The organism is Herbaspirillum sp. WTB6 (assembly GCF_057457785.1).
The window spans coordinates 2,905,291-2,924,677 of the sequence record NZ_CP176522.1 but is presented as its reverse complement, the minus strand read 5'-3'; the positions used below and the strand labels follow the sequence as shown (position 1 = coordinate 2,924,677).

Annotated in this window: 16 protein-coding genes; 12 read left to right on the top strand and 4 right to left on the bottom strand. The window is 63.7% G+C overall.

Going from position 1 to position 19,387, the window contains the following annotated elements; all coding sequences use genetic code 11:
- Window positions 1-37: 37 nt before the first annotated feature.
- The 9 genes from ACK2VC_RS13620 (at window position 38) to ACK2VC_RS13580 (ending at window position 8,831) form a co-directional block, all read left to right on the top strand.
- Window positions 38-1,243, top strand: a complete 1,206-nt coding sequence (locus tag ACK2VC_RS13620) for a DUF4382 domain-containing protein (protein ID WP_486730908.1) — start codon at window positions 38-40, stop codon at window positions 1,241-1,243.
- Window positions 1,244-1,414: 171 nt separating this feature from the next.
- Complete coding sequence (locus ACK2VC_RS13615; RefSeq protein ID WP_486730907.1) at window positions 1,415-1,678, top strand: hypothetical protein; 264 nt, start codon at window positions 1,415-1,417, stop codon at window positions 1,676-1,678.
- A complete protein-coding gene (locus ACK2VC_RS13610) occupies window positions 1,675-1,899 on the top strand; it encodes an RNA-binding S4 domain-containing protein (protein ID WP_486730905.1) in 225 nt (74 codons plus the stop codon). Before ACK2VC_RS13615 ends, ACK2VC_RS13610 begins: the two co-directional genes overlap by 4 nt.
- 122 nt (window positions 1,900-2,021) lie before the next feature.
- Window positions 2,022-2,639, top strand: a complete 618-nt coding sequence (locus ACK2VC_RS13605; RefSeq protein ID WP_486730904.1) for a DUF924 family protein — start codon at window positions 2,022-2,024, stop codon at window positions 2,637-2,639.
- Between the two features lie 97 nt (window positions 2,640-2,736).
- Complete coding sequence (locus ACK2VC_RS13600; protein ID WP_486730903.1) at window positions 2,737-3,438, top strand: hypothetical protein; 702 nt, start codon at window positions 2,737-2,739, stop codon at window positions 3,436-3,438.
- A 58-nt stretch (window positions 3,439-3,496) separates the two neighbouring features.
- Window positions 3,497-4,129 carry a DsbA family protein gene (locus ACK2VC_RS13595; protein WP_486730902.1) on the top strand — a complete coding sequence of 211 codons (633 nt, stop codon included), beginning with the start codon at window positions 3,497-3,499 and terminating at the stop codon, window positions 4,127-4,129.
- A gap of 209 nt (window positions 4,130-4,338) precedes the next feature.
- Window positions 4,339-5,757, top strand: a complete 1,419-nt coding sequence (locus ACK2VC_RS13590) for a sensor histidine kinase (protein ID WP_486730901.1) — start codon at window positions 4,339-4,341, stop codon at window positions 5,755-5,757.
- Window positions 5,750-6,190, top strand: coding sequence for a response regulator (locus tag ACK2VC_RS13585; protein ID WP_486730899.1), 441 nt, complete (start codon window positions 5,750-5,752; stop codon window positions 6,188-6,190). Before ACK2VC_RS13590 ends, ACK2VC_RS13585 begins: the two co-directional genes overlap by 8 nt.
- 31 nt (window positions 6,191-6,221) lie before the next feature.
- Window positions 6,222-8,831: an EAL domain-containing protein gene (locus ACK2VC_RS13580; protein WP_486730898.1), complete on the top strand. Its 2,610-nt coding sequence runs from the start codon at window positions 6,222-6,224 to the stop codon at window positions 8,829-8,831.
- 12 nt (window positions 8,832-8,843) lie between these two features.
- Here the strand turns inward: ACK2VC_RS13580 and ACK2VC_RS13575 are convergent, their stop codons facing one another.
- Complete coding sequence (locus ACK2VC_RS13575; protein ID WP_486730897.1) at window positions 8,844-10,139, bottom strand: DUF445 domain-containing protein; 1,296 nt, start codon at window positions 10,137-10,139, stop codon at window positions 8,844-8,846.
- Window positions 10,140-10,348: 209 nt separating this feature from the next.
- Here ACK2VC_RS13575 and ACK2VC_RS13570 point away from each other — a divergent pair, with 209 nt between their 5' ends.
- Both ACK2VC_RS13570 and mdoH read left to right on the top strand, forming a co-directional pair.
- On the top strand, window positions 10,349-11,890 hold the full coding sequence (locus tag ACK2VC_RS13570) for a glucan biosynthesis protein G (protein WP_486730896.1): 1,542 nt from the start codon (window positions 10,349-10,351) through the stop codon (window positions 11,888-11,890).
- Complete coding sequence (mdoH, locus tag ACK2VC_RS13565; RefSeq protein ID WP_486733244.1) at window positions 11,863-14,385, top strand: glucans biosynthesis glucosyltransferase MdoH; 2,523 nt, start codon at window positions 11,863-11,865, stop codon at window positions 14,383-14,385. The genes ACK2VC_RS13570 and mdoH overlap by 28 nt, the downstream gene beginning before the upstream one ends.
- Here the strand turns inward: mdoH and ppnN are convergent.
- Complete coding sequence (ppnN, locus tag ACK2VC_RS13560) at window positions 14,375-15,745, bottom strand: nucleotide 5'-monophosphate nucleosidase PpnN (protein WP_486730895.1); 1,371 nt, start codon at window positions 15,743-15,745, stop codon at window positions 14,375-14,377. The two genes, mdoH and ppnN, sit on opposite strands and share 11 nt — an antisense overlap.
- 225 nt (window positions 15,746-15,970) lie before the next feature.
- On the opposite strand from ppnN, the gene folE reads away from it, so the two are divergent.
- Window positions 15,971-16,540, top strand: a complete 570-nt coding sequence (folE, locus tag ACK2VC_RS13555) for a GTP cyclohydrolase I FolE (protein ID WP_486730894.1) — start codon at window positions 15,971-15,973, stop codon at window positions 16,538-16,540.
- Window positions 16,541-16,617: 77 nt separating this feature from the next.
- Here folE and ACK2VC_RS13550 read toward each other — a convergent pair whose 3' ends face one another.
- The gene (locus ACK2VC_RS13550) at window positions 16,618-17,085 is read right to left on the bottom strand and encodes a cyanophycin metabolism-associated DUF1854 family protein (protein WP_486730893.1); all 468 of its coding nucleotides are present in this window, start codon (window positions 17,083-17,085) and stop codon (window positions 16,618-16,620) included.
- The gene (locus ACK2VC_RS13545) at window positions 17,082-19,355 is read right to left on the bottom strand and encodes a cyanophycin metabolism-associated ABC transporter (protein ID WP_486730892.1); all 2,274 of its coding nucleotides are present in this window, start codon (window positions 19,353-19,355) and stop codon (window positions 17,082-17,084) included. Before ACK2VC_RS13545 ends, ACK2VC_RS13550 begins: the two co-directional genes overlap by 4 nt.
- Between the last annotated feature and the right edge of the window lie 32 nt (window positions 19,356-19,387).

The window sequence follows — 19,387 nt, the reverse complement described above, 5'->3', positions numbered from 1 at the left end:
GGGTGAATTTTGTCGCGTCAACATGAAAGGAAATCACATGATTGCCATTACCCGCAACATTTCCCTGATGGCCAGCCTTTGCCTGGCCGGCTTGCTGGCCGCCTGCGGTGGTGGCGGCGGCAGCACGCAGGCGCCGGGCACTCTCGGCGTGGCGATGACCGATGCCCCGGCCTGCGGCTACGATGCCGTTAACATCACGGTCAACAAGATTCGCGTGCATCAAAGCGCAACGGCGGGCGACCAGGACGCCGGCTGGACCGACATTACCCTGAATCCGGCGCGCAAGATCAATCTCCTCGATCTCACCAATGGCGTTCTGGAGCCGTTGGGAGAGACGCCGCTGGCGGCCGGCCATTACACGCAGGTGCGCCTGGTACTGGATCCCAACACCGGATCGGGCATGGCCAACTCGATAGTCCTGACAAGCAGCCCGCCAAATACCATCGAGATTTCACTTGCCACGCCAAGCGCGGTGCAAAGCGGCATCAAGCTGGTTCATGGGTTCGACGTTGCCGCCGGCCAGCGTGTCGACCTGGTGCTGGATTTCGATGCCTGCAAGTCGATTGTCAAGCGCGGCAACAGCGGCGGCTATGGATTGAAGCCGGTGGTGAATGTGATCCCGACGGTCTTGAACGGCATCGACGGCTTTATCGACCCAGCCCTGGCAGGCAGCGATGTGCTGGTGTCGGCGCAACAGGATGGCACCGTCGTGCGCTCCACGGTACCGAATGCCAAGGGCGAATTTTTCCTGGCCCGCCTGGCTCCCGGCAACTATGACGTCGTCATCACCGCAAACGGCCATGCCAGCGCCGTCATCGCCACCGTTCCGGTCGCCAGCACCACCAGCATCGTGAACGTCAGCACCGCCACTGCGCCAATCGCGCTGGCGCCATCGGCGACCGGCACCATCAGCGGCACCGTGACGCTTCCGGCAAGCTTCACCGACGCCGCGTATGTCGCGGCACAGCAAAGCTTTGCATCCGGCCCGAAAGTCACGATCAAGTACCAGGGCGTGGATGTGACGGCGGACGGCTCCTACGCGTTGTCGAATTTGCCGACGGCGGCGCCGCAACTCGGCCCGTACAGCACGATCCTGCCGATCAAGCTGAGCACCCAAACGAATACCGTTCCCGGCACCGGCAAGTATGCGGTGCAGGCGTCGGTAGCCGGCTTCGCCAGCCAGACGCAGATCGCCGACATCACGGCAGCCGATAAAACCGGCATCGATTTCGTTTTCCCGTAAATCATTGCAATCGGCGCGGGCGGCGCTTCGGCGGCGCCGCCCGCGCCATGTTGGGATGAGCCAGCCCTGCAACCCGAGGCCGCGCGATCGGCTTGCGGTAATATCGCTCGCATTCACCGCTTATTCACCATTGCCATTTGCGCCGGGACGACGGCCACCTTGCTTTTTCCGATGACACACGACACCACCCTCCACACCCTGCGCCAGGCGCTCGCCGACTGGCAGCGCCGGCAAAGCGCGCTGCCTGATTTTTGCCATGCGTGGTGCTCCCAAAGCGCACTGCTGGAGGCGCTGCCGGCGCACTACCGGGAAGCGCTGGAAGACCTGCCGGGGCGGCTCGAATCGGCGGCGCCATTTGGCGAGCATTGCGGTTGCACCCTGGACCAAGGCGGCCTGCTGGCCAACTTCGGCCGCTGGCTGGAGCGGGCACGATGAGCGCGGCCACGCAAACCTTCACGCTACGCGGCGAGTATGTCGAACTGAATCAATTGCTGAAGCTGATCGGCGTGTGCGACAGTGGCGGTGCCGGCAAGGCGCTGGTCGCCAGCGGCGCGGTGCGCGTCGATGGTCAGGTCGAGTTGCGCAAGACCTGCAAGCTGCGCACCGGGCAAACGGTGCAGGTCGGCCAAATACGCGTCGAGATCGTCTCCGCCTGAGCCGCTCAAGCCTGTCACTAAGAACATACCGCATAGGGTATTTTTCACAACCACAATTAAATTGGGCGGAATCGGCATATTTTTCAATATACCCCTGGACATACAATCAACCTGAGCAAGCAATGAACATCGAAGGCAATCTCGAAAGCGCGCCATCGATCCGGCAATTCTGGTTCGGCGGCAGCGCCGATGACCGCATCACCAGCCAGCAGCAAGCCGCGCTCTGGTGGTCGAAAAACGGAGTGCAAGACCGGCAATTACGGCTGCGCTTCGAGCCGACGCTGGCCGCCGCTGCGCAGGGCCGGCTCGACCACTGGGCCGACAGCGCCGACGGCATGCTGGCGCTGATCCTGCTGACCGACCAGTTCCCGCGCAACATGTACCGCGGCGAAGGCCGCTCATTTGCATTCGATGCGCAGGCGCTGCGCTGGTGCCGGCAGGCGCTGGAGCGCCAGTTCGACCGCGCGCTGCGGCCGATCGAGCGCGTGTTCGTCTACCTGCCGCTGGAGCATTCCGAGGCATTGGCCGATCAGCAGGCGGCGGTGGCGCTGTTTCGCGCACTGGTGCAAGACGCCCCGGCCGACCGACAGGACATCTACCGCGGCTATCTCGACTATGCGCTGCAGCACCAGGCCATCATCGCGCGCTTCGGCCACTTCCCGCATCGCAACGCGCTGCTTGGCCGCAATTCGAGCGCGGCTGAACTGGAGTTCCTGGCGGGGCCGCATTCATCGTTCTGAAGCCACCGCGGCGCTTTGCCTGCATGCAACGTGGTCAAGCGGGCATGAAGCTACTAGAATGATCTGCTCCGATCCGACGATTGGAAAGGAGTCACCGATGAACGATCAGGATGGATTGAAAACCGCCGCTGAGCCCGGCGAATTGGAGGAAAGGCAGCGCCGCGAAGTGGTGCGCGCGCTGGAGCCGTATGGCTTGCGGCTGATTTCCGATCTGGCGCTGATGACGCAGGCGGAAATCGCCAAATGGTTCATCTGGAACCTGCATGAAAACCTGGACGAACTGCGCAAGCTCGAACCGACGCTGGTTGGCCACGTAGTCGGCAGCCAGTTGACCGTGTGCGATGGCCAGTCGATGTGGAGCGCCTGCGGCGGCCTTGAAAAACGCATCGAATTCCGCTGCGACTGGCGTCTGCTGCTGAAGTACCCGGCCTATCAGAACGAGCAGGCGTATCAGCTCGGTGACGGCTGGATCGATCTGTTCGTCGGCCCGCGGCCGCCGCCGCACCCGGCGCTGGCGCCGGAGCAGAAAGGCTATCTGCACGCGGACAGCCCGCTGTATCCAAACCAGTTGTTTCTGTACGGCTGGATCGGCGCCGGCGTCTGGGACGAAATCAAGCCGCAGCTCTATCATCCGCACGCCGACTGCCAGACCGATATCTTCCTGCGCGACAATTTCCTGTTTCCGGTCAAGAGCGGATTCGATTTCGTGGCCGGCCCGGCCGGCGCGGTCGGCATTACCAATATCGAGATCCGGGTTTCCTCGCAGGCGCGGCCCAACACCTGGGTCAGGAACAAATAAAATGCGACGGCGCGACCGCGCCGCGCATGCCATCAACCACCGCACAAGGAGCCGCTCCATGGCCAGCCTGATTTACGTCGCCGATCCGCTTTGCTCCTGGTGCTATGGCTTCGGCCTGCAACTCAAGGGGCTGCTGGCCGTCTTACCCGACACGCCGCTGGACATCGTGGTCGGCGGCCTGCGCGCCTACAACACCGAAGTCATGACCGAGGCCGACAAGGACAACATCCTGTCCCACTGGCGCCGGGTGCAGGATGCGACCGGCCTGCCGTTCAATTACGAAGCGTTGTCGCGCCCCGGTTTCATTTACGACACCGAACCAGCCTGCCGTGCCGTGGTGGCGGCGCGCCAGTTGGCGCCGCAAGCCAATCTCGAGGTTTTCCTCGCGATCCAGCACGCGTTCTATGCCGAAGGCCAGGAAGCCACTGATGGCGCGGTGCTGGCGCGGGTGGCTGCCGCGGCACTGCAACGCTGCGGCGCCAGCGTCGAGCCAGCCGCCTTCCGGGCGCTGTGGGCCGAGGAAGCGACCGTCGCCGCCACCCGCGACGAATTCATCCAGACCCAGCGCTGGGGCATCTCCGGGTTTCCGACGCTGGTGCTGGAACACGACGGCCAACTCGACCTGGTCAGTTCCGGCTTTACCCGCACCGCAACCCTGGTCGAGCGGATCCAGGCGCTGATCGGCCAATAGGCGCCGCAGCCTTTCCCCCGTTTTTTTACTGCCAGCGACCAGCCGGACGGCGGCGGTCGCGTCGCGAACATTGCGCGCGTACCCGGTACGAAGAGCTTCCCCGCGGTTTATGTTACTCTTCAACAAGATTGGCAAAGCACCATCCGACGATCGAGCAATCGATCTCCAGACGGTTCGTACCGACCAGCCCACCAACCGGTCACGTGCTTATGAAATCACTCCAACTTCCGTACTGGCAGGCCCAGTTGCCATGGTTCGGAGTGCTGGCGGCAGCACTCACGGTCACGCTGAGCGCGGCAGTCTTCATCATCAGCATCGACCGCGCGCAACTGCACCGCACCCAGTCCGGGCAAGTGGAGCGCACGGTTACCCAGCTCAAGCAGATTTTCCTCCTGCTGCGCGACGCCCAGGCCGGGGTGCGCGGCTTCGTCATTTCCGGCCAGCGCGATTTTCTCGAGCCATATGCCACTGCCGGCGAGCGCATTGCGCCCATCCTGCGTGCATTGCGCGATAGCGCCGGCAGTGGCGACCAACCGCATGAACTGGCGCAGAGACTGGCAGAACTGCAATCGCAGATCGACAACAGCCTGCAGTATCTGCAACGGGCCGTGCGTCTACGCAACGATGACTTCGATCACCGAGCCGCCGCGAACTACGTCGGCGGCGGTCAAAGCGAGCAGGCCGTGGAACAGGTGCGGCGGCAGATCGCGCTGATCGAGGAACAGCAAAAGAACTGGCTGGCGGAGCGCGAGCCGGGCGCCACGCTGAGCGCGCCTTCGATGAAGGCTTTGGTCGTGCTGAGCACCGTCTTCACCTATCTGCTGCTGGCGAGCGCCTTCTGGTTGCTGAAGCGTGAAATCCGGCACCGCCGGCGCGCCGAACAGGCGCTGCACAAAACGAACCGGGCGCTGCAGCGGCGCGCCGATCAACTGAAGACCTCCAATCTGGAACTGGAGAGCTTCAGCTATTCGATTTCGCATGATTTGCGCATCCCGTTGCGGGCCGTCAGCGGTTACGCCCGCATGCTGGAGGAGGATTATGGCGCCCAACTGGATGCCGAAGGTCAGCGGCTGCTGCAGGTGATTCGCGACAATGGCCATCGCATGGGGAAATTGATCGACGATCTGTTGGCGTTTTCCCGGCTCGGCCGCAAACAGCTCCAGGCCACCGAAATCGACATGAACGAGCTGGTGGAGCCGCTGGCGGCGCAGGCGCAAGCCGACAGCAACGGCAGCACACCGCAATTCGAGATCGGCAGACTGGCGCCGATCAGCGGCGACCGCACCCTGCTGCAGCAAGTCTGGCTCAACCTGATTGCGAATGCCGTCAAGTACAGCGGCAAGCGGCCGCATCCGGTGATTCGCATTTCCTCACAACGCGGCGCCGACGAAAACGTCTATGCGGTCAGTGATAATGGGGTCGGCTTCGACATGCAATACTACGACAAGCTGTTCGGCGTATTTCAGCGCCTGCATGGCGCGGATGAATTTCCCGGCAGCGGCGTCGGCCTGGCGATCGTCCAGCGGATCGTGACGCGCCACGGCGGGCGCGTCTGGGCCGAGGCGACACCGGATCAGGGCGCGACCTTTTTCTTTGCCCTGCCAAACGATGGAACCGTCCATGGATAATTTCTCCCAAGTCGACATCCTGCTGGTGGAAGATACCGCCACCGACGCCGAAATGACGATTCGCGCGCTGCGCCGGCGCGGCTTGGCAAACCAGCTGGCATGGGTGCGCGACGGCAGCGAGGCGCTCGACTTCCTGTTTCGCCAGGGCGCCTATGCCGGACGCGACGACAGCCGTCCGAAACTGGTTCTGCTCGACGTCAAGATGCCGAAGGTCGACGGCATCGACGTCTTGCGCAAAATGACGCAGAAAGATCTGCTGCGCACGATTCCGGTGGTGATGCTGACCTCGTCGGCGGAAGAGCGCGACATGGTGGAAAGCTATCGTCTGGGCGCCAACAGCTACATCGTCAAGCCGGTGGACAGCGAAGATTTCGATCGCGTGGTCAGCGACATCGGCATGTACTGGATGCTGGTCAATAAATTGCCCGGCTAATGCGATTCCCCGACTGCCCATAATAAAAGCCATGGATCAGCCAATCAGGATTTTGATGCTGGAGGATGTCGCGACCGAGGCCGAGTTGGCGCTGCGCGCCTTGCAGCGCGACGGCCTACGCGTTGACCTGCAGCGGGTCGAAACCCGGGACGCCTTTAACCAGGCGCTGATTCGGCTCCAGCCCGACATCATCCTGTCCGACTACTCGCTGCCCGGCTTCGACGGTTTTTCAGCGCTCGGCATCGCCCGCACGCAATGTCCGGGAATTCCATTCATTTTCGTCTCCGGCACAATCGGCGAGGAAGTGGCGATCGAAGCGCTGCGCAACGGCGCCGCCGATTACGTCCTGAAAACCAACCTGCAACGGCTGGCGCCCGCGGTGCGGCGCGCGCTCGATGAAAGGCGCGAACGCACCGCCCGCCGGTACGCCGAATCACGCTTTCGTGATCTGATCGAATTCGCGCCGGATGCGATCGTGCTGATCAACCAGCATGGCAAGATCGAGACCGTCAACCGGCAAATGGAGCTCCTGTTCGGCTGCCCGCGCTCGCAACTGATCGGCGCCTGCAGCCGCAGCCTGGTTCCGGCCCATCTCACCGAATGGGACGATCTGCTGAACGGCGAGCGCGCGATGGCGCGTGCACTGGAGTCGCTCGGCGCGCCGTTTGAGGTGCCGATGTGCCGCGCCGATGGTTCCGAGTTTCCGGCCGAGGTCAGCCTCTCCCCGCTGAAGGGTGAAGGCGGCCTGTGGATTTCAGGCGTGATCCGCGATATCTCCGAGCGCAAGGAGCAGGAAGAGCGGCTGGCGCGGATGACCCGCATCCACACCATCCTCGGCAGCATCAATGGCGCCTTGCTGCGCATTCGCGATCGCAAGAGCCTGCTGCAGGAAGCATGCCGGATCGCGGTCGAGGAAGGCCGCTTCGTCGGCGCCGCGATCGGCCTGCTGGACCAGACGACCTTGATCGTGACACCGCAGGCATGGGCCGGCATCGATACCGATTTCCTGCAGGAAGTCCCGGTCAGCGCCGATCCGAGCCGGGCCGATGGCACCGGCATGGTCGGCACCGCGATGCGCACCGGACAGAGCCAGGTGGCGCACGACCTGCTGAAAAACCGCGAGCTGGCGCTATGGCCGGCGGCGATGCTGAAACGCGGCATCCGCTCGACCTTCGTGGTGCCGCTGCTGGCGGGCGACCAGGCGATCGGCGTGCTGGTGCTATTCAGCGTCAGGCCGGACGCCTTCAACCACGAAGAACAGCAATTGCTGACCGCGCTGGCGGCCGACATTTCCTTTGCCCTCGACTACATCGCCAAGAGCGAGCAGCTCAATTACCTGGCCTATTTCGACGCCCTCACCGGCTTGCCCAACCGCGCGCTGTTCCAGGATCGGACCGAGCAACTGGTGGCCGAGGGAGTGGGCGGCACACCGGAAAAAGTGGCGATCGTTCTGATCGACATCGAACGCTTTCGCGACGTCAACGACACGCTTGGACGCGCCGCCGGCGACGACATCCTGCGCACGGTAGCCAGGCGCTTGCGCGAAATCGTTCCCGATTCCAACTACCTGGCGCGCATCAGCGCCGATTGCTTCGCCTTCGTCGTGCGCGAAAATGCCAGCGTGACCGAAGTGGCAAACCTGCTCGAACGCAGGTTGACGACCCAGTTGTCGCAACCGATTCCGACGCATGGCAGGGAACTGCAGGTATTCGTCAAGGCTGGAATCGCGCTCTTTCCGTCGGATGGCATGGCGGCCGACCTCCTGTTGCGCAATGCCGAGGCGGCGCTGAAGAACGCCAAGGACTCGAAGGCGCACTACCTGTTCTACACGGCGGAAATGAACGTGCGCACCGCAAAGAAATTCTCGATGGAGAACCGTTTGCGGCGCGCCTTCGACCGGCAGCAGTTCGTGCTGCACTACCAACCGAAGGTGGATCTGGCCAGCGGCGAGATCGTCGGCCTGGAAGCGCTGCTGCGCTGGCAGGAACCTGGCATCGGCCTGGTCCTGCCGGGCCCCTTCATTCCGATCCTGGAAGAAACCGGCCTGATCGTTGAAGTCGGTGACTGGGTGATCCAGCGCGCCCGCCAGCAGTACCGCGAGTGGCGGGCGCGAGGCTTGCGGCCGCCGCGCATCGCGGTCAACGTCTCGCAACGACAACTGCGGCAGGAAAATTTCGTCGAACACATGCTGCAACTGGCCGGCACCGATGGCGCACAGGCGCTGGAAATTGAAATCACCGAAAGCCTGTTCATGGACGGCCAGGAGCGCGATGCCGCCTGTGCCAAACTGGCTGTCTTGCGTCAGGCCGGCATGACGGTTGCCGTGGATGATTTCGGTACCGGCTATTCCTCGCTCAGCTACATCGCCAACCTGCCGATCGACACGCTGAAGGTCGATCGATCGTTCGTCACCGACATGGCCATCAGCGGCAATCACAAGGCGATCGTCTCGACCATCATCTCGCTGGCCCACTCGCTCAAGCTGACGGTAGTAGCCGAAGGTGTGGAAACGCCGGAGCAGGCGCAATTGCTGAGGGCGTTTGGCTGCGACCAGATGCAGGGATTCCTGTACAGCCCGGCCTTGCCGCCGGAACAGATCACGCCGCGCCTGCGGCATTCCGTGCCGGCCGCTGCCGGTTGACGTGCCAGCCGGCTAGGCGCCGGCCCACTGGCGGAACACATGGATCAGCAGGCCGACCATGCCGCCGACCAGCGTGCCATTGACGCGAATGAACTGCAAATCGCGGCCGATGTTCAATTCCAGCTTGTCGACGATTTCCTCGTCCTTCCAGTCGCGCATGCGGTCGGCAATGAAGTGGCCCACGCGCGGCCGGTATTCCTCGATCAAGGCCGGCGCCGCCAGCAGGATCTGGCGATTGATCCAGTCGCGCATCGGCTGATCGTCGCGCAAGCCTTGTGCCAGATGGTGGGTCACGGCAACGATGCGCGCGCGAGCGCTGGAGTCGGGGCGCTGCAAATCTCGCTGCAGCCACTGCCGCAAATCCTGCCACAGGCCGTGCAGGTATTCGGTCAGGCGTGGATCGGCGGCCAGCTTTTGCTGCAGCTGCTCGATGTGAAAACGGCTGGCCGGGTCGTGCTTCAGCTTGTGGATCAGATCCGCCACCATGCGGTTGAAGTCCAGGCGCAGCGGATGCTGTGGATCGGCATTGATTTCATGCAGCAATTCCAGGATGCCAAGCACGACTCTTTCCGCCGCCACACGGCCGCCTGCCAGTTTCAGCCGTTCGAAATACAAGGGCAACTGGTCGGCCAGCAATTGCTCGATGCGTCCGCGCACCGAGGGCTTGGCCAGCCCCGACTCGATTGCCTCCAGCAATTGGTCGAGCAGCGCCTGATGGCGCTCGTCCAGCGTCAGCAAGTCCAGGATGTCGCCGGCCAGTTGCGCCAAGTCGAAGCGTCCGATATGCGCAGCCACCGTGCGCCGCAGAAAGTTTTTCACCTGGTCGTCGTCCAGCGCATTCAGGCCGTAGGAAACCGCGCGCAGCACGACATCGCCAAAACGCTCGGCGTGGATCGGGCTGGCGAGCCAGGCGGCGACTTTGCCGGCCGGATCAAATTCCCGAATCACGTTCAGCACGCGCTCGGTGGCGAAGAATTCTCCCTGCACGAATGCACCGAGATTGGCGGCGATACGCTCCTTATTGGCGGGGATGACCGCGGTATGCGGGATAAAGCGTAATCCGAGTGGATGGCGAAACAGCGCCACCACCGCGAACCAGTCGGCCAGCGCGCCGACCATGGCCGCTTCGGCAAATGCCGCAACGTAGGCCAGCAGCGGGTGGTGCGGCTGGAAATAGGTTGCCGCCGCAAATACCAGCGCCACCAACAGCAGCAAGCCATTGGCCAGCCACTGCATGCGGCGCAGGCGCCGCCGCTTATCCTCCGTGCCGCCGAAGGCAGGCTGTCGCAGTTGTCGGCCGAATTTCATCACGCACTCAGTACCTTCCGCCAACATTCATAACATGGAGTATGCAAAAAAACAGCGTTATTTTCGCCTATTTTTATGGATTTTAAAAAAATACTATAGTCAGTATCAATCAAACAGCGATGTGACCCGAGCGCCTCGTTTCATTCGGGAACGAAAAGCGCATCTTGCCGATCAATCCAGTTAATAACCTTCATTGGAACAGGAATCCGATGCCTCCGAACCCCGTCCCAGGTGCCATCGCTCGCCGCTATCTGCTGCTCTTGGCGCTGGCCTGGTGTACGGCTCTTCTCCCGCATCGCGCCTTTGCGTTCGACTTTAACGACATCTCGCTGCGCGCGCAGCAGTTGGCGCAAACTCCCTACAGAAAACCGGCTGCCAACCTGCCCAAGGCAATCCAGAACCTGAGCTACGATCAGTATCGCGACATCCGCTTCAACCCGGAACAATCGCTGTGGCGCAGCGCCAGGCTGCCGTTCGAAGTGGCGTTTTTCCACCAGGGCCTGTTTTACGATCACCCGGTGAAGATCAACGAAATCAGCAGCCGCGGCGTGCATGAGATCAAGTTCAAGCCGGCCCTGTTCGACTACGGCAAAAACCGGCTCGACCCCAGACAGTTGCAGCACCTCGGCTTCGCCGGTTTTCGTGTGCACTACCCGGTCAATACGCAGAAATACAAGGACGAGGTGCTGGTGTTTCTTGGCGCCAGCTATCTGCGCGCGCTCGGCAAAGGCCAGTTGTACGGCATTTCGGCGCGTGGACTGGCAGTCGACACGGCGCTCAACTCGGGCGAGGAATTCCCGCAGTTCACCGAGTTCTGGCTGCAGCGGCCGCAGGCGCGCGACAAGGACCTGACGATTTATGCGCTGCTCGATTCGTCCCGCGTCAGTGGCGCCTATCGCTTCGTGCTGAAGCCGGGCGAAACCACCGCCATCGAGGTCAAGTCCCAGCTATACCTGCGCGAAAACGTCACGATCCTCGGCATCGCGCCGCTCACCAGCATGTATTTTTTTGGTGAAAACCAGCGCTCGGCGGTCGAGGATTACCGGCCCGAAGTGCACGATTCCGACGGTCTGTCGGTGCAATCCGGCACTGGGGAATGGATCTGGCGCCCGCTGGTCAATCCGAAGCGCCTGCTGGTGACCTCATACGCACTGACCAACCCGCAAGGCTTCGGCATGATGCAGCGCGACCGTGCATTCGCCAGCTTCCAGGATCTGGAGGCCCACTACGAAATGCGGCCGAGCGTCTGGATCGAGCCGATCGGCAACTGGGGCGCCGGCCGCATCGAACTGGTGCAACTGCCGACGCCGGATGAAACCAACGACAACGCGGTCGCCTTCTGGGTGCCGGAAGTGATGCCGACGCCGGGCAAGCCGTACCAGATCGAATACCGCATGCTGTGGCAAAAGGACAGCGAAACGCGGCCGCCGCTATCCTGGGTGACGCAGACCCGGCGCGGCCATGGCTACCTGCGCAAGGTCGACGACAGCCTGGCGCTGGTGGTCGATTTCGAAGGGCCAGCCCTGGCCAGGCTGGCGCCGGACACGAAACTGGAGGCGATCGTCAGCAGCGATGCCAACGGCAAGCTGCTGGAAACCAACACCTACCGCAACGACGTCAGCGGCGGCTGGCGCATGACCGTGCGCCTGCGCCGCAACGACGACGCCAAGCCGGTCGAGTTGCGCGGCTACCTGCGCAACGGCGGCGACACCCTATCCGAAACCTGGAGTTACATATTACCGCCCAACTAACCCGCGCCCCGGACACGCAAGCGGCAGGCCGGTCGGCGCCCTGCGCCGCGTACCTGGCTCGACTGCCGCTGACGGCGGCGCAGCGGCAAGCGCTGCTGCGCCCCGGCGAGGCAAATGGCGCCAGCCCGCAACAGGCGATGCGGGCGCTGCACCAGGCGCTGACCGGGTCGCATGCGGAGGACGGCAACCCCGCCTATGCCTCGGTCGCCGCCCGCCTGCGGCTGCGCCGCGGAGCGGCCGCTGACCAAGCCGCTGCCTGCCTGTCCCAAGCCGGCGCCACCACGCCGCCAATCCGGCGCATCTCGATGGTGCCGCAACCTTGGGGCGGATTAAACCCGTTACACCGCTGGTGGCGCGCGCTGCGCGGCCACGGCACGCGCGGCGCAGCACCGCCAGCGGAGGCACCGCCCGCGTACGACAACTGGCAGCGCAGCGGCGGCTGGCGGCGGCTGACCCTGCTGTTGCTGATGTTCGGACAAACCGCGCTGGCCGCGTACTTCATGAGCGCGGTATTGCCCTATCACGGCACCAAGCCGTTGGAGATGGTGACGCTGGCCTTGTTCGCCATCCTGTTTTGCTGGGTCTCGGCCGGCTTCTGGACTGCCATGGCCGGCTTGCTGGTACTGCTGCGCGGCGGCGACCGCTACATGATCTCCGCTTCCGCCGCCGGCGATCTGGCCGGCCGGCCGATTGCCGCCGCTGCTCGCACCGCAATCGTGATGCCGATCTGCAATGAAGACGTGGCACGCGTCTTCGCCGGGCTGCGCGCAACCTATGAATCGGTGCAGCGCAGCGGTACCCTGGCGCATTTCGATTTCTTCGTGCTGAGCGACAGCAGCCAGCCTGACCTGTACGTGGCCGAGCTGGCGGCCTGGGACCGGTTGTGCCGGGCGGTCGACGGCTTCGGCCGCATCTTCTACCGGCGCCGGCGGCGCCGGGTCAAGCGCAAGAGCGGCAACATCGACAATTTCTGCCGCCGCTGGGGCGGTAACTACCGCTATATGGTGGTGCTGGATGCCGACAGCGTGATGAGCGGCGAGTGCCTGGCGACGCTGCTGCGGCTGATGGAAGCCAACCCCGGCACCGGCATCATCCAGACCGCGCCGCGCGCTTCCGGGCGCGACACGCTGTATGCACGCATCCAGCAGTTCTCCACGCGCGTCTACGGCCCGCTGTTTACCGCCGGCCTGCACTACTGGCAACTGGGAGAGTCGCACTACTGGGGTCACAACGCCATCATCCGCATGGCACCCTTCATCCGCCATTGCGCGCTGGCGCCGCTGCCGGGGCGCGGCGCGCTGGCCGGCGACATCCTGTCGCACGACTTCGTCGAGGCGGCGTTGATGCGGCGCGCCGGCTGGGCGGTGTGGATCGCCTACGACCTCGACGGCAGCTACGAGGAAATGCCGCCCAACCTGCTGGACGAGCTGAAGCGCGACCGCCGCTGGTGCCACGGCAACCTGATGAATTTCCGGCTGTTTACCGCGCACGGCATGCATCCGGTGCATCGCGCGGTGTTCGCCACCGGCGTCATGGCCTACCTGTCAGCGCCACTGTGGTTGCTGTTCCTGGCGCTGTCGACCGGCATGCTGGCTTCGCATACGCTTTCCGTTCCGCAATACTTCACCCAACCGTTCCAGTTGTTTCCGATCTGGCCCGAGTGGCACCCGGAAAAGGCACTGGCGCTATTCTCGGCCACCGCCACGCTCTTGTTCCTGCCCAAGATATTGAGCGTGGGGCTGATTTGTGCGCAGGGCGCACGCGCCTTTGGCGGCTGCCTGCGGCTTGCCGCCAGCATGCTGCTGGAGCTGGTGTTCTCCGCTCTGCTGGCGCCGGTGCGCATGCTGTTTCATTCGCGCTTCGTGGCGGCCGCCTTCCTCGGCTGGGAAGTCCGCTGGAAATCGCCGCCGCGCGACGACGCCGAAACCAGCTGGGGCGAAGCCCTGCGCAAGCATGGCGGCCATACGCTGCTCGGGCTGGCATGGGGCGCCGGCGTGTTTTGGCTCAACCCGTCATTCCTGTGGTGGCTGCTGCCGATCGTCGGCGCCCTGGTGCTGTCGATACCGCTCTCGGTGCTGTCCAGCCGTGTTGGGCTCGGCCGCCGCCTGCGGCAGCGGCAATTGTTCCTGATTCCGGAAGAAATACAGCCGCCGCCGGAACTGCGGGCCACCAGCGGCTATCTGCAAGAAACACCGCCGATGCCGGATTTTTCCCGCGCGGTAGCCGACCCTTTGCTGAACGCGCTGGTGTGCGCCTGCGCCAGGGCGCATCCCGGTTTACCGGCCGCGACCCGCGCCCGGCACGCGGAACTGGCGCAAAGCGCGCTGCAGCACGGCCCCGGCGCGCTGACGGCGACACAGGCGGATCTGCTGCTGCAGGACCCGCTGGCGCTGGCGCAACTGCATTTCGACGTCTGGTGCGCGCCGCAGGCGCACCCGCAGTGGCAGGTCCTGACCATCGGCTGCCAGCCAGCCGCGGGCACGCTTACCGCATGATGCGATAGCACGGCGTGTAGACGCTGCCGGGCAATTTCATCCGCCCCTGCTCGACGAAGGCGCGCAGCAGCGCATCCATCGATTGCATGACGGCGCGATCGCCGTGCAGTTCGAACGGCCCGAATTGCTCGATCGCGCGTATCCCCTGTTCCTTGACGTTGCCAGCCACCACGCCGGAAAACGCACGCCGCAGATTGGCCGCCAGCACGTTGGTCGGCTGGCCCTGGTGCAGCTTCAGGTCGCGCATGGTGGTGTGCGTCGGCACGAACGGCTGTTGCAACTCATGGTCTATTTTCAGCAGCCAGTTGAAGTAGTAGGCGTCGCCGCGTTCCTTGCGGAAGGCCCGCACGCGCTTGATGCCGGCTTCCATTTCACGCGCCACCTGCACCGGATCGTTGACGATGATCCGGTAATGGCGCCGCGCCTCGTCGCCCAGCGTGTCGGCCACGAACTGGTCGATCTGGTCAAAATAATCGGCGGCGGAAGCCGGGCCGGTAAAAATCAGCGGAAATGGAATCTCGCGATTGTCCGGATGCAGCAGGATGCCGAGGATGTACAGAACCTCTTCGGCCGTGCCGGCGCCGCCGGGAAACACGACGATGCCATGGCCGAGGCGCACGAATGCCTCCAACCGCTTTTCGATGTCAGGCAGGATCACCAGGTCGTTGACGATCGGGTTGGGCGCTTCGGCGGCGATGATGCCCGGCTCGGAAATGCCGAGATAGCGGCCGCCGGGCAGGCGCTGCTTGGCGTGGCCGATGGTGGCGCCCTTCATCGGCCCCTTCATCGCGCCCGGGCCGCAGCCGGTGCAAATGTCGAGCGCGCGCAAGCCGAGCTGATAGCCGACTTCCTTGGTGTAGCGGTATTCATGGTCCGGGATCGAATGGCCGCCCCAGCACACCACCAGGTTCGGGCTGATCTGCGGATGCAGCAGATTGGCATTGCGCAGGATATGGAACACCGAGTTGGTGAGCCCGGCCGAGGTGCCGAGATCGAACTTCGGATTGCGCTTGATTTCCGCGCTGGCGTAGATGACGTCGCGCAATACCGAAAACAGATGCTCCTGGATGCCCTTGATCATCTTGCCGTCGACAAAGGCGGAAGCCGGCGCGTTGCGCACCTCCAGCTTGATGCCGCGCTCGCGCTGGATCACGCTGATCGAAAAATCGGGATGCCGTTCCAGCAATTGCTTGCCGTCATCGATACGGCTGTCGCAATTCAGCACCGCCAGCGAACAGTTGCGAAACAGGCGGTACAGGCCGCCCTGGCTGGTATCGCGCAACTGGTGAACTTCGGCGCGGGACAGCACGTCCATCCGGCCTTCGGGGGAAATCTGGGTATCGACGACGGTATAGTCCATGGAGATGCAAGGGCGTATGTGGGGAAAATGCTGCCGAGGTAGCGGCATGCTGCTTGTCTGCGCACCATTTTACCGGCCCGGGTATTTCTTCGGATGGCAATTCTCGCCGCATGCTGCGGCAGCGCGCGTGCGCCATAGACGGCATAATGGCGAGCATTTGCAGAAACGGGCAGCGTTGCGTGCGCCCGATCGACGCGCGGCAGCACCCAGGAAAGGAACCCCATAATGGACGAGCAACAATTTGGCGTAGACGACTGGCGCCGCTTCCTGCAGAGCATCGGCGAGGACACCGAGCGCAGCGGCCTGCGCGAAACGCCGCAGCGCGTAGCGACGGCCTGGAAGCACTGGACTTCCGGCTACCACCAGAATCCGGCCGAGGTGCTGAAGGTATTCGAGGATGGCGCCGAGCAATACAACGAACTGATCGTGGTGCGCGGGATTCCGGTCTACAGCCATTGCGAGCATCATCTGGCGCCGTTTTTCGGCATGGCCACGATCGGCTATACGCCCAATGGCAAGATCGTCGGGTTATCCAAGCTGACCCGGCTGGTGGATTGCTTCGCCAAGCGACTGCAAGTGCAGGAGCGGCTGACGATTCAGATCGCCGAAGCGCTGATGACCGAGATGCAGCCGCTGTCGGTCGGAGTCGTCATCCGCTGCCGGCATTTATGCATGGAAAGCCGCGGCATTCGCACTCCGGGCGAAGAAACCGTGACATCGGCGATGCTGGGCGAGTTGCAGACCAACCTCGGATTGCGCACCGAATTCCTGGCACTGGCGCGTGAGAAGGATTGATACTCCTACGATAGGTAGCTATTTACGGGCATTAACCGGCCGTCTGGACTTCATACTCCAGATCGCGCTGGAAAATTCTATAAGAACCGGTCCAGCAACTTGCGGCTGGCCTTGTCCAGCGCCGCCACGTCACGAATCAGAAACTGGATTCCGTGACTGTCAGCGATCAGCAGCCGGCTCTCGCCGATGCGGCGAATGTCTTCCTCGCCCTTCAGCACGAAGCGGGCATCGCCGCGGTCGGTCTCGACGCTCCAGGTGCTGGGCGTGGCAAAGCTGGAAACACCCACAATGCGCCGGATTTGCGGCAGAAATTCGCGGCTTTCCAGCTCTTCGACGATTAAATCCCGGGCTTGCTGCGGTAGCGCGGCCAAGTTGTCGATCCAGCACAGTTCGCGGCCATCGGCCGCCACCAGCGCCAGGCTCTCGTCGGGCGCGGCAATCGGAAATGCGCGCACCGGCACCACGCCTTCATGGCTGATGTCCTCACCCGGTGCCCGGTACACCAGCCGCCCGGCGGCATTGCGACTCAATTCAAACGGATTCATGCGATGCGCTCCAGCCTCTCCTCGCTTTCGGGCGAGGATTGCGCCAGATCGGCCTCGGTCAGCCGCGCCTGCGCCTGATGCAGCTTGAAGTAGGCGCCTTCGCGCGCCAGCAGCTCGTCGTGCGGCCCGACTTCGACGATCTGGCCGCGATCCAGCACCACGATGCGGCTGGCGCGGCGCAAGGTCGAGAGCCGGTGCGCAATCGCGATCGTGGTGCGGCCGCGCACCAGGTTGTCGAGCGCCGTCTGGATTTCGCGCTCGGTGGTGGTATCGACCGAGGACGTGGCTTCGTCCAGGATCAGGATATGCGGATCGATCAACAGCGCGCGCGCAATCGAGATGCGCTGGCGCTCGCCACCGGACAAGGTCTGGCCGCGCTCCCCTACCAGCGAGTCGTAGCCGTGCGGCAGCCGCAAAATGAATTCGTGCGCGTGCGCAGCGCGGGCGGCGGCGACGATCTCGGCGCGCGTCGCATCCGGCTTGCCGTAGGCGATGTTCTCGGCAATGGTGCCGAAGAACAGGAACGGCTCCTGCAGCACCAGGCCGATATTGCGCCGATAGCCGGCGATCGAAAACTGCCGGATGTCAGTGCCGTCGACCCGGATCGAGCCTTCCGAGACGTCGTAGAAACGGCAGATCAGGTTGACCAGCGTGCTCTTGCCGGAGCCGCTGTGGCCGACCAGGCCGATCATCTCGCCCGGCGCAATCGACAGATCGAGGCCGCGAATCACCGCCTGATTGCCGTAGCGGAAACCGACCTGGCGCAACTCGATCCGGCCCTGCAGCCGCTCGACCGGCAGTGGACGCGCCGCCTCCGGCACGTTCGAGACGTGATCCAGGATATCGAAGATGCGTTTGGCGCCAGCGGCCGCTTTCTGCGTCACCGAGACGATGCGGCTCATCGAATCGAGCCGCGTGTAGAAGCGGCTGATGTAGGCGATGAACGCGGTCAGCACGCCGACCGTGATGTCGCCATGCCCGACCTGCCAGATGCCGACCGCCCACACCACCAGCAGGCCGATTTCGGTCAGCAGCGTGACGGTCGGCGAAAACAGCGACCATACCTTGTTGACACGGTCGTTGACCGCCAGGTTGTGCTGGTTGGCTTCGCGAAAGCGCGCCGCCTCGCGCTTTTCCTGCGCGAACGCCTTGACCACGCGGATGCCGGGAATGGTATCGGCCAGCACGTTGGTCACTTCCGACCAGATGCGGTCGATCTTTTCGAAACCGTGCCGCAAGCGGTCGCGCACCACATGGATCATCCAGATGATGAACGGCAGCGGCAGCAAGGTCACCAGCGCCAGCCATGGATTGATCGACACCAGGATCACCGCGGTCATGGCGATCATCAGGACGTCGGTGGCGAAATCCAGCAAATGCAGTGAAAGAAACACGCAGATGCGGTCGGTTTCCGAGCCGATGCGCGCGATCAGGTCGCCGGTGCGCTTGCCGCCGAAATATTCGAGCGACAGCCGCATCAGGTGTTCATAGGTGGCGGTACGCAGGTCGGCGCCGATCCGTTCCGATACCAGCGCCAGGATGTAGGTCTTGGCCCAACTCAGGCCCCAGGCGAACAAGGCCGACGCCAGCAGTCCGCCCAGGTACAGCCCGGCCAAGCCGACATCGATCGGCTTGCCGTTCTGATACGGGATCAGCACATTGTCCATCAGTGGCATGGTCAGGTACGGCGGCACCAGGTTGGCGGCGGTCGCGATCAATGTCAGCAGGAACCCGGCCAGCAATTGCCACTGATATGGTTTGGCGAAGCGCCACAGGCGGAACAGGGTCGAGGTCGAGGGCGGCGTCGGTGGCGGCGGGCTGCAGGCCGCGCACTGCCGGCCCGGTTCCAGCGGCGCCGAGCAATTCGGGCAGGATAGCGTCAGCGGCGCGCTTGCCGCCGGACCGCCGGCTGCTGCCGCCCGGAGCCGATCAAAACTGCGCACCAGTTGCAGCGCTACCGCATTGCGGCCGAGCGTAAAGCGCCAGCGCGCCAGGCGCACGCCGCCATCATGCAATTCGAGCGTGCCGACACCGGCATGGTCATGCAGCAGCAATCCCAGTCCGGGAGTCAGCGGCCACTCGCTCCAGCCGTCCGCAGCACCGTTACCGGCCAGCAGCCGGTGCCCCGTCAGCACCAGCAGGCCGGGACGAAAACGCAGGCGCGCGTCCAGATCCAGTTCCAGGATGGCGAGCACGGTTTCTTGCTGTTCCAGACGGGATTGCAGATCGGCCCGCCAGGAAACCGGCAGTGGCTCACTCGTTGACGACATTCGGTACTCGATTTTGGTGGAGGCAGCAGGAG